The sequence below is a fragment of the Actinoplanes cyaneus genome (genome assembly GCF_016862095.1).
Taxonomy (GTDB): Bacteria; Actinomycetota; Actinomycetes; order Mycobacteriales; family Micromonosporaceae; genus Actinoplanes; species Actinoplanes cyaneus.
The window spans coordinates 316,306-329,465 of record NZ_BOMH01000002.1; the positions used below are offsets into that span (position 1 = coordinate 316,306).

A 13,160-nucleotide genomic window follows, 5' to 3' on the forward strand; every position below is an offset into this window, starting at 1 on the left:
CGTCACAGGCGGGCCGCGGTCACTTCACCCCAAGATCCGCGGCGGCACCCCACAAGATCGACGAACCTTTGCCCGTACGGCCTGAGCAGCGCAAAGGTGGAGCACGCCCCCAGCACGGCCGTCGCACAATCGCACCGCATTCCGGCAGACTTCCCGCTATCGGGGTAATCCGGTAAGGCGGTCTTGTAAGCCGACCGACCGTGTCAGAAGCGGACATCACGTGGCTACGGTTCCCCGGTGCGCAACCGATACCTGGATCTGCTCCGTGCCGCGGCAATCCTCCGGGTGATCGTCTACCACCTCTTCGGCTGGTCCTGGCTGTCGATCGTGATGCCCGCCATGGGTGTCATGTTCGCGCTGGCCGGGTCCCTGACCGCGGCCTCACTGGAGAAGCGCCCGGCCACCGGGGTCGTGACGTCCCGGCTGCGCCGGCTGCTCCCGCCGCTGTGGCTGCTCGGGCTCCTCGCCGTGCCGGTCATGATGGCCCTGGGCTGGGCGAACGAGGAGGACGGCGAGCACCCGTTCACGTGGTGGAAGCTGGCCTTCTGGATCCTGCCGCTCGGCGACCCGCCCGGCAGCGAGCTCGGCGTCGACGCCTGGGAGCCGCTCTGGTACATCCGGGCGTACGTCTGGTTCATCATCGCCTCGCCGGTGCTCTGGTTCCTCTGGAAGAGGCTGGGCCCGGCCTGCTGGCTGCTGGTGCTCGCGCCGTTCGTGGGCATCGCGGTGCTCGACCGGTCCGGCTTCGAGCTGCCGGAGACGGCCGACGTGGTGATGTGGGACTTCGTCACCTACGCGGCGTGCTGGATCACCGGGTTCGCCCACCGCGACGGCCGGTTGCGCAGGCTGGCCCCGGCCACCGTGGTGTTCCTCGCGGTGGTGCTGGCCGGCGTGGCGCTCTGGTACCAGCGCGGCCACCAGGGCGAGGACGCCTGGGACCTGAACGACGTGTCGGAGTCGCAGTCGCTCTACTCGCTCGCGTTCGTGCTGCTCTTCCTGCGCTGGCAGCCGGGCATGGCCTGGCTCGGCAGGCTGCGGCTGCTCGACCGTGCGGTGACCCTGCTCAACGCCCGCGCCGTCACCGTCTACCTCTGGCACAACCTGGCGATCGCCGCGATCTGGCCGATCCTGACGTTCCTGGCCTTCGACGAGCTGGGCCACCTGGAGAAGCCGGTCACGCTGACGATGACCGTCGTCCTGACCGCGGCCGCCGTGCTGCTCTTCGGCTGGGCCGAGGACCTGGCCGCTCGGCGGCGCCCCCGGCTCTGGCCGGACACCCTCCCCGCACCGGCCGTCTCCAGGCCCGGCGAGCCCGCCGCCGGCGGTGCCGCCGAGCCGGTGCCCTCCGGCAGTCCCGTGCCCTCCGGCGAACCCATGCCCTCGGGCGGCCCGGTTCCGGCCGGCTGGCCGGAGGTCGGCCGGGACGGGTTGCCGCACGCCGGATGGGCCGAGGTCCGCGACGGCGAGCCGGTCGCCGGGCGGCCACCGGCCCCGGCCCGGCACAGCGCCGCGTCGGCCGGCGCGCCGACCGAGAAGCTCGACCTCCCGAAGGGCAAGAAACGTGACGAGAACTCCCTGATCCCCACCTGGTGGGCCACCAAGGAGTAAGGAGACGCCGGCTCCGGCGGGCGGCGGGCGGCCGCTCGCCGGAGCCGGTCCGGGCCTCGCGCCCGCCGGAACGAAAAGGTCTGTCAAAGCGAGCAAAGCTCGCGAAAGCGAAGAGTTCCCTCGCTAGCCTGAATCCGTGGGGCAGCAAGGGGCTGGGGTGGACGCGCTGGTCTTCCGGGCCGGGTCGCTGTTCTGCGCGTTCCCCCTCACCGAGGTCATCGAGACGATGCGCCCGCTGGCGACCCGCCCGCTGGCCGGGACGCCGCACTACGTCCGCGGCCTGACCATCCTGCGCGGCGAGCCGGCGCCGGTGATCGACATGACCCGGCTGCTGACCGGGGTGACCGGCGAGATCGAGCGCTACATCGCGGTGCGGGCCGGGCGCGGGCCGGTGGCCTGCGCGACCGGGCCGGTGCTGGGCGTGCAGGCGGTGCACGCGACGCCGCCGGAGGGTCCGAGCACCATGTTCACCGGGGCGTCCCGGTCACTGGTCGCCGCGGTCGGCCGGTTCGGCACCGAGCCGCTGCTGGTCCTGCGCAGCATCCGCACCGTCCCGGAAGAGGTCTGGCAGGCGGCGGCGGAGGAGACCGGGGCCACCGCGGGAGCGGCGGCGTGAGGGCCGAGCCGCCCCTGGCACGGTTCCGGGGCATCCTCGAGAAGCGGCTCGGCTGGACCACCACGGACATCGAGGCGGTGCCGATCCTCCCGGTGCTCGCCGAGCGGGCCGCCGCACGCCGACTGTCCGAGACCGATTACCTCAACCGGCTGGCCGGGCGGGAGTGGCCGGAGGAGACGACGGTGCTCGCCGAGCGCCTCAGCATCACCGAGACGTACTTCTTCCGGCACGGCGACCAGTTCCGCGCGCTCAGCCGGCAGGTCCTCCCGGAGCGCCTCGCCGCGCGGGCCGGGCAGCGGGTGCTGCGGCTGCTGTCGGTGGGCTGCTCGTCCGGCGAGGAGGCGTACTCGCTGGCCATCACGGCGCACCAGCTGCGGCCGGCTCCGGACTGGATCATCTCGGTGCAGGGCGTCGACGCGAACCGGGAGATGCTGCGGCGTGCCGGCCAGGCGCAGTACTCCGAGTGGTCACTGCGGGAGACCCCCGCCGACGTGCGGGAACGGTGGTTCCGCCGTACCGGCGCCGGGTTCGACGTGGTCGACGAGGTCGTCGCGTCGGTGCGGTTCGCCGAGCACAACGTCGCGGGCCCGGACGAGCCGCGCGTCTGGCAGCCGGGGCGCTACGACGTGATCTTCTGCCGCAACCTGCTGATGTACCTGACCCGGGAGACCGTCGCCACGCTGCTGGGCCGGATCACCGACTCGCTCGCCGAGGGCGGCGCCCTGTTCCTCGGGCACACCGACACGCTGGGCAGCCACCCGGACGGGTTCACCGTGGAGCAATTCGGCGACACCGTCTACTACCGGCGGGTGGCACGCAGGCCGGCCCCCGCCCCGGAGCCGCGCCCGCGGATCCCGGAACGGCCGCGGCGGGCCCGGCGGCCACCGGAGGACCCGCGCACCCGGGCCCTGGAACTGCTGGCCGGCGAGCGGTTCGCGGCGGCGCTCGACATCGTCCCCCCGGACGACCTGCTGCTGCGCGGGGTGCTGCTGGCCCAGCTCGGCCGGCTGGAGGAGGCCCGCGAGGTGGCGCAGCGCCTGATCGACGCCGGCGTGCCGAACCCGGACGCACACCAGCTGCTCGGCGTCTGCCTGGAGCCCGGCGACCCGGAGCCGGCGCAGGGACAGTACCGGCTGGCGGCCTACCTGGACCCGTCGTTCGCGATGCCCCGGCTGCGGCTGGGCCTGCTGGCCCGGCGCCGCGGCGACGCCCGGGAGGCGGCCGACGAGCTGTCCGCGGCGCTGGCCCTGCTGCCGCGCGAGACCGAGGAGCGGATCACCCTGTTCGGCGGCGGGTTCGGGCGGCTGATGCTGAGCTCGCTGTGCCGCACCGAACGGGAGGCCGCGATGTCGCGGGGTACCCGGCGATGACCGACCGCATCAGGTCCCGGGTCGAACGACTGCGGGCCGATTTCGATCACTCCTTCTCGGTGCCGCTGCGCACCCTGGACGACGACTCGGTGGAGTTGCTCGCGGTCGGGGCGGGCGGCCGCCCGTACGCGATGAGACTGTCGCAGACCTCGGGCCTCTACCCCGACCGGCCGGTGACGCCGCTGCCCACCTCGGTGCCGGCACTGCGCGGGCTGGCCGGGTTCGCCAACGTGGTGGTGCCGGTCTACGACCTGGCCGCCCTGCTCGGCCACCCGATCGCCGACGAGCCCCGCTGGCTGGTGCTGGCCGCCGGCACACCGCCGCTGGCGCTCGCCTTCCACCAGCTCGACAACCACGTCCGCGTGCCGGCCGCCGACGTGGTGGCGGGTTCCGGGGCCGCCGAGCCCCGCGGCTGCCTGCGCGGCATGGTGCGCCTGCCGGGCGGCGACCGCCCGCTCGTCGACGTGCCGGCGACCCGCGCCCTGGCCCACCGGATGGCCGGGCACGACCACACGGAGGGGACCACATGATGCAGGGGTACACATTCGGCCGGAAGATGGGCTTCGGGGTCGGCATCACCGGTCTCCTGACGCTGGTCTCGGTCGTCGTCGCCGTGCTCTGCCTGCTGTTCGTGGTGCACGCCAAGGACCGGGTGCTCACCGCGTCGAACCAGCAGCTGACCGGCGCGGTCAACCTCAACGGACTGATGGAGAAGCGGCTCGGTGACTACCGGGCGTACATGCTCTACGGCACCGCCGAGTTCGAGAACGGCACGGCACAGGACCGCATCGACTTCCGCAACGAGCTCGGCGCGATGCGGCCCGGTGCCACCTCGGCGGTCCGGGGCCTGCTCGACCGGGTGTCGGCCGCCGAGGACAAGCACGCCGGGTGGGTCGACACGGTGATGGCCGAGCGCAAGCGCACCGGCGATCCGATGGCCGCCGCGAAGCTCAACAGCGATCAGGCGATCCCGCTGCGCAAGGAGGTCCAGGCGGCGCTGGCCGACCTGATCACCCGGGTGCGCGCCGACGTCGAGGCCGACCGCCGGGATTCGTCGCGGCAGGCGAACCTCGCGATCGCGGTGATCATGGCGCTCGGCGCGGTGACCACCGGCAGCGCGATCCTGGTGGCCTGGCGGCTCAGCCGGGACCTGCGGCGCGAGGTGGGCGCCGCGGTCGGGCACATCCAGAGCTCGTCGGCGGAGCTGGAGGCGGCGGCCGCGCAGCAGGTCAACGGTGGCCGGGACCAGGCCAGCGCGATCAACGAGATCACCACGACGATCAACGAGCTGCTGATCACGTCCCGGCAGATCGCGGACAGCGCCCAGCGGGTCTCCCAGATCGCCGAGGAGACCGAGGCCGCGGCCCGCAACGGCGACCACACCATCGACCAGACCCGCGCGTCGATCACCGCGATCCGCACCCAGGTCGACCAGATCGTCCAGCACATGCTGGCGCTGGGCGAGAAGTCCCAGCAGATCGGCACGGTCGTGGACCTGGTCTCGGAGCTCGCCGAGCAGACCAACATCCTGGCCATCAACGCGACCATCGAGGCCAGCGGGGCCGGCGAGTGGGGCCGGCGGTTCGCGGTGGTGGCCGAGGAGATCCGGAAGCTGGCCGACCGCACGGCGGCGTCGGCCAAGGAGATCCGGGCGCTGATCGAGGACGTCCGCGGCGCGGTGAACACCACGGTGATGGCGACCGAGATCGGCGCCAAGGCGGTCGACGCCGGGTCCCGCCAGTTCGACGACGCGACCAGCAGCTTCCGGGAGATCGCGCAGCTCGTCGCCACCACCAACGACGCGACCCGGGAGATCGAGCTCTCCACCAAGCAGCAGACCACCGCGGTCGAGCAGGTCAACGTGGCGGTCTCGGACACCGCCCGGGTCTCGCGGGAGACCGAGAGCAGCGCGGTGCAGACCAAGCAGACCGCGGCGCACCTGAGCAACCTCTCCGGCGAGCTGTTGGACATGGTCGGGACCCGGAGCCACTGAGATGCCGGAGAACCGGGATCCCCTGCGCTACTTCCGGATCGAGGCGCGGGAGCTGGTGGAGCAGATCAGCTCGGGGGTGCTCGACCTGGACCAGCGGCCCGGCCCGGAACCGGTGGCGAAGCTGCTGCGGATCGCGCACACGCTCAAGGGCGCGGCCCGGGTGGTGCGGCAGAAGGAGATCGCGGACCGGGCGCACGAGTTCGAGGAGATCCTGGTTCCGCACCGGGACGACCCGGCCGGGCTGGCCGCCGACGAGATGCGGGAGTTGCTGCGGCTCAACGACGCGATCAGCGAGCGGGTGGCGGCCCTGTCCCAGCCCCCGCCGAGCCCGGACTTGGGTCCCGCCGCGGCCACGCCCACAGCGGTCTCCCCCGCCGTTCCGGCCTTCCCCGCCACTGCCGCCGTCGCCACGCCGGTCCCCGTCGCCACCGCGTCGCCATTCGCCACGGCCTCCCCGGTCGACGCGGCCTCGCCGGTCGCCGCCTCCCTCGTCGAGGAGGCGTCCGAGCGGATCGCGCCGCGGGCGGCCACCGAGGACCTGGACGACCTGCTGGACTCGATCGGCGAGGCGAACGCGCGGATGGCACCGCTGCGGGCGGGCTGCCACACCCTGGAGCAGTTGCACCGCACCGCCGAGACGCTCGCCGAGCAGATGCGCGGCGGCCGGACCTCGGCCGGCCTGACCCGGGCGGCGGCCCAGCGGCTCGCCGGCGAGCTGGGCACGGCCGGGCGGCGGCTGATCGACGCGGTGGACCGGGTCGAGCGCGAGCTCGACGACGTCCGGGCCAAGGCCGAGGGCCTGCGACTGGTGCCGGCCGGCACCATCTTCACCGCGCTGCGCCGGGCGGTCCGCGACGCGGCCGACAGCGAGGGCAAGCGCGTCCGGTTCAACGCCTCCGGCGCCGACGTGAAGATGGGCGCGCACCTGCTCGGCCCGGTGAGCAGCGCGTTCCTGCACGTCGTCCGCAACGCCGTGGTGCACGGGCTGGAGCCGGAGCCCGAGCGGCTGGCCGCCGGCAAACCCGCCGAGGGCACCATCTCCTTCGGCGTGGAGCGTCGCGGCCGGTTCGCGGCGTTCCACTGCACCGACGACGGGCGCGGCTTCGACGTGGCGGCACTGCGTGCCAAGGCGCAGGCCCGGGGCCTGACCGCGACCGCCGAGGCGGACGTGCTCGACCTGGTGATGCACGGCGGGCTGAGCACCTCGGCGACGGTCACCGAGGTGTCCGGCCGGGCGATCGGGATGGACGTGCTGCGGGACACCGCGGCGCAGCTGCACGGCGAGGTGACGATCCGCAGCACGCCCGGCGCCGGCGCCACCGTCGAGCTGACCGTGCCGCTCGCCCTGCTGAGCATGACCGGGTTGCTGGTCGAGGCCGGTGGCACCATCGCGTCGCTGCCGCTGGACTCGGTGCGCGCCTGCGTGCGCCTGAGCACGCACGAGGCGGCGACCGCGGCGGCCACCGGCAAGCTGGTCTACCAGGAGACCGCCGCGCCGTTCCGGCCACTGGTCGAGACGCTCTTCACCGGGCGGGTGGCGCCGGACTCGGCCGGGCCGGGCGCCGCGGTCATGCTCCAGGCCGCCGGCGGCACCGTGGCGGTCGGCGTGGACCGGCTGCTCGGCACGCACGCCCTGGTCTCCCGGCTGCTGCCGGAGCTGGCGCCGTCCACCCGGGCGGTCGGCAGCGTCTCGGTGGATGCCGACGGCAACCCGCGGCTAGTGCTCGACCCGGAGGGGCTGGCCGCCGAGATGCTGCGCACCGAGGCGGACGGCGGACGGACCGTGCCCGCCACGGTCGCGCCACCGCTGCCGATCCTGGTCGTGGACGACTCGCTGACCACGCGCATGCTGGAACGCAGCATCCTGGAGTCGGCCGGTTACGAGGTGGATCTGGCCGCCTCCGGCGAGGAGGGGCTGGAACGGGCCCGGTCCCGGGGGTACGGCCTGTTCCTCACCGACATCGACATGCCCGGCATCGACGGCTTCACGTTCGTCGAGCGGACTCGGGCCGACCCGGAGCTGGCCGTCGTCCCGGCGATCCTGGTCAGCTCGCGGGCGAGCGCCGAGGACCGGGAGCGCGGGATGCGGGCGGGAGCCAGCGCGTACGTCGTCAAGGGCGAGTTCGACCAGGAGGAACTGCTCGCGCACATCCGGCGGCTGGTGGTGCGGGCATGATCCGGGTACTTGTGGTCGAGGACTCCCCCACCATGCGGTACTACCTGCGCGACGCGCTCACCGAGGACCCCGAGCTGCAGGTCGTGGGTGAGGCGGTGACCGGCGAGCAGGCCGTCGAGCTGGCCGGGCGGCTGCGCCCCGACGTGATCACGATGGACATGATGCTGCCCGGGATCAGCGGGCTGCAGGCCACCGAGCACATCATGGCCGAGCACCCCACCCCGATCCTGGTGGTCTCGTCGGCGGATCGGCAGGAGCTGTTCAGCACGTACAACGCGCTCGCGGCAGGCGCGGTGGACGTGCTGGAGAAGCCGCGCGGGGACGATTCCGACGCGGACTGGTCACCGCGGTTACGGCGTACCCTCCGGATGGTCTCCCGGATCCGGGTGATCACGCATCCGCGGGCGCGACTCGACGGCCGCGCCCGGACCGCCGCGCCGCCGCCCCCGGCACCGGTGGCCGCCGCCCTGCTGCCCTCGAACGCGTTGGCGGTGGTCGCGATCGGCTCGTCGACCGGTGGCCCGGCCGCGCTCACCGAGCTGCTGCGCGAGCTGCCGCCGAACTTCCGGACCCCGGTGCTGTGCGTGCAGCACATCGCGGCCAGCGAGCAGTTCGCGGTGGCGTTCTCCGACTGGCTGGCCGGGCAGACCGGGCGCAACGTGCGCTACGCGACCGAGGGCGTGCCGGTCCGCACGCTCGGCGGGCAGGTGCTGCTCGCCCCGCCGGACCGGCACCTGTTCGTCCGCGACCAGATGCTGCGGCTCTCCGACGGCCCGCCCCGGCACTCCTGCCGTCCCTCGGTCGACGTGCTGTTCGAGTCGATCGCCGCCGAGTACGGCAACCTGGCGGCCGGTTGCCTGCTCACCGGCATGGGCCGGGACGGCGCGACCGGGCTTCTGCAGATGCGCAACCGCGGCGCGACCACGTTCGCGCAGGACGAGCAGAGCTGCACGGTCTACGGCATGCCACGGGAGGCGGCGCTGATGGGCGCGGCCATGCACGTGCTGCCGCCGGGCCGGATCGCGCAGCGGCTGGCCGACCTGCATCCGGCGGTGACCCGGCGATGAGCCCGACCGTGCTGATCGTCGACGACAGCCTGACCGTGCGGATGGATCTCAACGACGCGTTCTCCGACGACGGGTTCGCCACCATCCTGTGCGCGACCGGCGCGGAGGCCCGGACGGCGTTCACCTCGGCCGTGTTCGACGCGGCGATCCTGGACGTGCTGCTGCCCGACGCGGACGGCCTGGAGCTGCTCACCGAGCTGCGCGGCTCGGCCGAGCACGCCGGGGTGGTGACCATGCTGCTGTCGGTGGAGAGCGAGGTAGCCGACCGGCTGGCCGGGCTGCGGATCGGCGCGGACGAGTACGTGGGCAAGCCGTACGACGCCGGTTACGTCGTCGCCCGCACCCGGCAGCTGCTCGGCGACCACCACGTGACCCGGACCGGTGACGGCGGCCCGGTGATCCTGGTGATCGACGACAGCGTGACGTTCCGCGAGCAGTTGCGGGACCTGCTGGAGCCCGAGGGATACGCGGTGCTGACCGCGTCCGGCGGCGAGGAGGGCCTGCGGATGGCCGCCGACCGCAGGCCGAACGCGGTGATCGTCGACGGCGTGATGCCCGGCATCGACGGCGCCACGGTGATCCGCCGGATCCGGCTCGACCCGGCACTGCGCGACACCCCGTGCCTGCTGATGACCGCCGCCGACGACTACGCCACCGAGATGCAGATGCTCGACGCCGGCGCCGACGCGTTCGTCCGCAAGCAGCAGAACCTCGCGGTGGTGCTGGCGAAGCTGGCCGCGGTGCTGCGCCAGTCCGCCGAGCAGTTGCCCATCGAGGCGATCGGCAGCCTGCACGGGCCCGGCAAGGTGCTGATCGTCAGCCCGGGCCGCGACACCCTGGAGGAGTGGGCCGACGCGCTGCGCGCCGACTCGTACGACATCGTCTCCTGCACCACCGTCGACGACGCGCTGGAACTGCTCGGCGAGCAGGCCGCCGACTGTGTCGTGCTCGGGCTGGACCTGCCGGGGGTCCCGGAGGCGTGCCGGCGGATCCGGGAGGTGCCGCAGGTCGGCGAGGTCCCGCTGATCGTGACCGGCAAGGAGGACGCGATGCTGGACTGCCTGGCCGCGGGGGCCGACGACTACGTGAAGACCACCGACGTCCCGGAGGGCCTGCGCGTGCACGTGCGCGCCCAGATCCGCCGCAAGCAGACCCACGACGAGTCCCGCCGGATCCGCGAGGAGCTGATGCGCCGCGAGCTGGACGCGGCCGAGGAGCGGGCGGCCCGGCAGCTCGCCGAGACCCGGGCCGCGATGGTCGAGGAGCTGGAGTGGCGCAACCGGGAGCTGGAGGCGTTCTCCGGCTCGGTCTCCCACGACCTGCGCGGCCCGCTGCAGGTGATCAGCAGTTTCGCCGAGCACATGCTGGACGAGGCCGACGACGAGGAGCTCGGCGAGCAGACCCGGCACCGGATCACCCGGATCCACGCGGCAGCGCTGCGGATGGCCGATCTGGTGGAGTCGCTGCTGATCCTGGCCCGGGCCAGCCGTGGCGAGCTGCGCCGGGCCACGTTCGACCTGACCGAGACGGCCCGGCAGGTGTGCGCCGAGGTGGCCGCCCGCGACCCGGAGCACAAGGTGGAGTTCAAGGTGCAGGAGGGCATGTCCGCGGACGCCGACGAGGGGCTGGTCCGGGTCATCCTGGAGAACCTGGTCAACAACGCGGTGAAGTTCACCCGCAAGGTGGAGCAACCCGTGATCACCATCGGATGCGATCAGCGGACCTACTTCGTCCGCGACAACGGCGCCGGCTTCCCGGCGGGCAAGGCGGGCGAGCTGTTCCGGCCGTTCGCCCGCCTGCACGACGCGCGCGACTTCCCCGGCACCGGCATCGGCCTGACCACCGTGCATCGCGCGGTCGAGCGGCACGGCGGGGAGATCCGCGCCGAGGGTGAGGAGGGTCAGGGCGCCACGTTCTGGTTCACCCTGCCGTCGGCCGAGCCGAGCCCCGGGCCGGAGCGGCGAGGCCAGGCCCGCCGCTCCGGGTGACTGTCAGCTGACGTAGGCCAGGCCGTCCGCGACGACGGTCGGCCGCCCGCTCGTCCCGGCGACCACGACGACGACGGTGTGCTTGCCGGCCTTGAAGGACTTGCTCCACAGCGCCTGCCGGTACTTCGACCCGGTCGACTTCGTGTCGACGGTCGCGACCTTCTTGCCGTCCAGGAAGATGTCGGCCTTACCGGTCGTCCGCGCGCGGGAGAAGATCAGCGACGCCGAGCGGCCGGTGAAGGCGTACGTCAGCTTGGTGTTCTTCTTCGTCGCGGCGAGCGCCCGGCCGCCGAGGTGGCTGCCCGACTTGCGCACGGCCCAGGTCCCGGTCTTCTTGCCCGCGGTCTCGGCCACCAGTGTCGTCTTCGTGGTCACCGCCGAGGTCCGGCCGTTGAGCGACGCGTCCCGCGCGGTCAGCGAGTAGGTGACCTTCGCACCCGGCCGCGCGGTGGTGTTCCACGCCGTCCCGGTGGGCACGAGGTTCACCCGGGCCGGTTTGGTCGCGGTCACCGTGTAGAGCTTGACGGCGTCGCTCGCCTTGTAGACCACCGCCATCGGCACCGCGGTCGTCGTGACCGTGCCGGTGCGCGTCACGATCGACGGCCCGGACAGGGCGGGCGCGGTCACGTCGGCGACCACCCGGTACGCCCCGGTCAGCGCGGTGCCCCCGGCCACGTGCGTAGCCTGCACCCGGACCCAGTGGCTGCCCGGGGTCAGCGCGATGCCGCCGCTGCTGCGGGCGGTGCCGGGCAGCGTGGCGACGGTCCGGCCGTCGACCTGGACGTCGAACCTGGCGATCTGCGCGGACGGCGTCGAGACGACCCAGTCGAAGGTCACCGCGTTGCGCACGTAGAAGACGCCGCCGATCGAGAGGCCACCGGCCAGCGACTTGCCGGCCAGCCCGGTGATCTGCTGCGCCGACCGCGCCCGGATGGTGTTCAGCTGGGAGTAGAGGTTGGTGCCGGGGCACTCGGTCAGATAGTTGCCGCTGGTGCCCTTCTCGCCGTCCTTGTGCCCGGAGATCCGCGGGAACGAGACGCTGGCGCCCTGTTTCCAGTAACGGCCGGTGACGCCCTCGACCATCGTCGCGGTGCTGGTCGGGCTGTAGTTGTACGCCCCGAGGCGGGCCGCGGCGACCTGCGCGATCGTGGTCATCGCCGCGTCCGAGACCTTGAGCTTGGTGTAGTCGCCGAGCAGCGCGATACCGACCGACGCGGTGTTGAAGCCGACCGTGTGCGCGCCGATGACGGCCTTGCTCACCCCGCCCTTACGACCTTCGTAGAGGGTGCCGCACGCGTCGACCAGGAAGTTGTAGCCCATGTCGGACAGGCCCTTGACCTTGACGTCGTTGACCTGGATGCCGCGGACCACGGACGCAGCCTGGGCGCAGGTGTAGTCGTTGCCGAACCCGGTGTGGTGCACCCACACCATCCTGGCCTCGCCGGCGACGTCGATGGCGTACTTGACCAGGCTCTCGTCGGCGTTCCAGCCGGCCCTGGACACGTACGCGGGGAGCTGGGCCTTGACCGGGACCGTCGAGGTCGGCACCGGCACCGTCGCGGTCGCCTCCGGCGCGGGGCTGGTGGTCGTCGTGGTGGTGCTGACCGGCGGAACCGTGGTGGTCGGCTCGGCCGCGGTCTGCGAGGGAACGGGCTCGATGGCCGGCTCCGTGGGCACGTCGGACACCTGCGGGTCGGGCGACTCGGTGATCTCGTCCTCGACCGGCTCCGTGCTCTCGGAGGCGGACGGCTCGGCCGACGGCGAGGGCTCGCCACCGCCCTGGCCGCCCTTGGCGTCGGTGTCGATCAGGTTGATCTTCAGCGCGGCCGGGAGCGTGCCGCCGCCGGCGATCCGGGCGGCCACCCCATTGGACTCCCCGGTCCAGATCGCGTCGGTGGCGCCGTGCGTGCGGGCCACCTCGTCCGGCCGATCCGCGGCGGCCTCGGCCACGCCCAGCGTCCGCCAGGCGGACCACGTGCCGGTCCTCGCGCCGCGGGTGCGCACCTCGATCGTGCCCTGCGGGGCGGCCGCCGGGTCGTTCCAGGAGACGCTGACCATGCTGAACCTGCGGGTGTCGCGCTGCGGCAGCTCGGCGCCACCACCCGCGGCGGCCGTCAGGTCCAGCGAGTCGAGCTCGGCGTGCAGCTCGGGCTGCTGGGCCGCCGGGTCCGGCGGGATGCTGGAGATGCTCACCTCGGCTGCCCGCTGCCCGTCATCCCCGGGCCAGAGCAGGGCGGTCACGCCCCCGGCCGCGGCGAGCACGGCCACCGCCGTGCCCGCCGTCAACGACTGCCGCCGATTCATCCCCGTACCCCCGCACGATCATCCATTGGCGGGCGTGA

The 13,160-nt window shown here is 73.2% G+C and carries 9 protein-coding genes; 8 read left to right on the forward strand and 1 reads right to left on the reverse strand.

Features of this window, described 5'->3' with window-relative positions; genetic code table 11:
* Window positions 1–237: 237 nt before the first annotated feature.
* The 8 genes from Acy02nite_RS02365 to Acy02nite_RS02400 all read left to right on the forward strand — a co-directional run bounded on the left by Acy02nite_RS02365 (window position 238) and on the right by Acy02nite_RS02400 (window position 10,818).
* Window positions 238–1,608: an acyltransferase family protein gene (locus tag Acy02nite_RS02365; protein WP_203738071.1), complete on the forward strand. Its 1,371-nt coding sequence runs from the start codon at window positions 238–240 to the stop codon at window positions 1,606–1,608.
* Between the two features lie 136 nt (window positions 1,609–1,744).
* Window positions 1,745–2,224 carry a chemotaxis protein CheW gene (locus Acy02nite_RS02370; protein WP_203738072.1) on the forward strand — a complete coding sequence of 160 codons (480 nt, stop codon included), beginning with the start codon at window positions 1,745–1,747 and terminating at the stop codon, window positions 2,222–2,224.
* A complete protein-coding gene (locus Acy02nite_RS02375) occupies window positions 2,221–3,594 on the forward strand; it encodes a CheR family methyltransferase (RefSeq protein ID WP_203738073.1) in 1,374 nt (457 codons plus the stop codon). The genes Acy02nite_RS02370 and Acy02nite_RS02375 overlap by 4 nt, the downstream gene beginning before the upstream one ends.
* Window positions 3,591–4,124, forward strand: a complete 534-nt coding sequence (locus Acy02nite_RS02380) for a chemotaxis protein CheW (protein ID WP_203738074.1) — start codon at window positions 3,591–3,593, stop codon at window positions 4,122–4,124. The genes Acy02nite_RS02375 and Acy02nite_RS02380 overlap by 4 nt, the downstream gene beginning before the upstream one ends.
* A complete protein-coding gene (locus tag Acy02nite_RS02385) occupies window positions 4,121–5,587 on the forward strand; it encodes a methyl-accepting chemotaxis protein (protein WP_203738075.1) in 1,467 nt (488 codons plus the stop codon). Before Acy02nite_RS02380 ends, Acy02nite_RS02385 begins: the two co-directional genes overlap by 4 nt.
* Before the next feature lies 1 nt (window position 5,588).
* Complete coding sequence (locus tag Acy02nite_RS02390) at window positions 5,589–7,763, forward strand: hybrid sensor histidine kinase/response regulator (protein WP_203738076.1); 2,175 nt, start codon at window positions 5,589–5,591, stop codon at window positions 7,761–7,763.
* A complete protein-coding gene (gene cheB, locus Acy02nite_RS02395) occupies window positions 7,760–8,830 on the forward strand; it encodes a chemotaxis-specific protein-glutamate methyltransferase CheB (RefSeq protein WP_203738077.1) in 1,071 nt (356 codons plus the stop codon). Before Acy02nite_RS02390 ends, cheB begins: the two co-directional genes overlap by 4 nt.
* Complete coding sequence (locus Acy02nite_RS02400; RefSeq protein WP_203738078.1) at window positions 8,827–10,818, forward strand: response regulator; 1,992 nt, start codon at window positions 8,827–8,829, stop codon at window positions 10,816–10,818. Before cheB ends, Acy02nite_RS02400 begins: the two co-directional genes overlap by 4 nt.
* 3 nt (window positions 10,819–10,821) lie before the next feature.
* Here Acy02nite_RS02400 and Acy02nite_RS02405 read toward each other — a convergent pair whose 3' ends face one another.
* The gene (locus tag Acy02nite_RS02405; RefSeq protein ID WP_203738079.1) at window positions 10,822–13,122 is read right to left on the reverse strand and encodes an N-acetylmuramoyl-L-alanine amidase; all 2,301 of its coding nucleotides are present in this window, start codon (window positions 13,120–13,122) and stop codon (window positions 10,822–10,824) included.
* Between the last annotated feature and the right edge of the window lie 38 nt (window positions 13,123–13,160).

What these genes read in the sequence shown, in the direction of transcription:
- Acy02nite_RS02380 (WP_203738074.1), top strand. Translation starts at nt 3,591, where the DNA reads ATGACCGACCGCATCAGGTCCCGGGTCGAACGACTGCGGGCCGATTTC.
- Acy02nite_RS02385 (WP_203738075.1), top strand. Translation starts at nt 4,121, where the DNA reads ATGATGCAGGGGTACACATTCGGCCGGAAGATGGGCTTCGGGGTCGGC.
- Acy02nite_RS02390 (WP_203738076.1), top strand. Translation starts at nt 5,589, where the DNA reads ATGCCGGAGAACCGGGATCCCCTGCGCTACTTCCGGATCGAGGCGCGG.
- cheB (WP_203738077.1), top strand. Translation starts at nt 7,760, where the DNA reads ATGATCCGGGTACTTGTGGTCGAGGACTCCCCCACCATGCGGTACTAC.
- Acy02nite_RS02400 (WP_203738078.1), top strand. Translation starts at nt 8,827, where the DNA reads ATGAGCCCGACCGTGCTGATCGTCGACGACAGCCTGACCGTGCGGATG.
- Acy02nite_RS02405 (WP_203738079.1), bottom strand. Translation starts at nt 13,122, where the DNA reads ATGAATCGGCGGCAGTCGTTGACGGCGGGCACGGCGGTGGCCGTGCTC.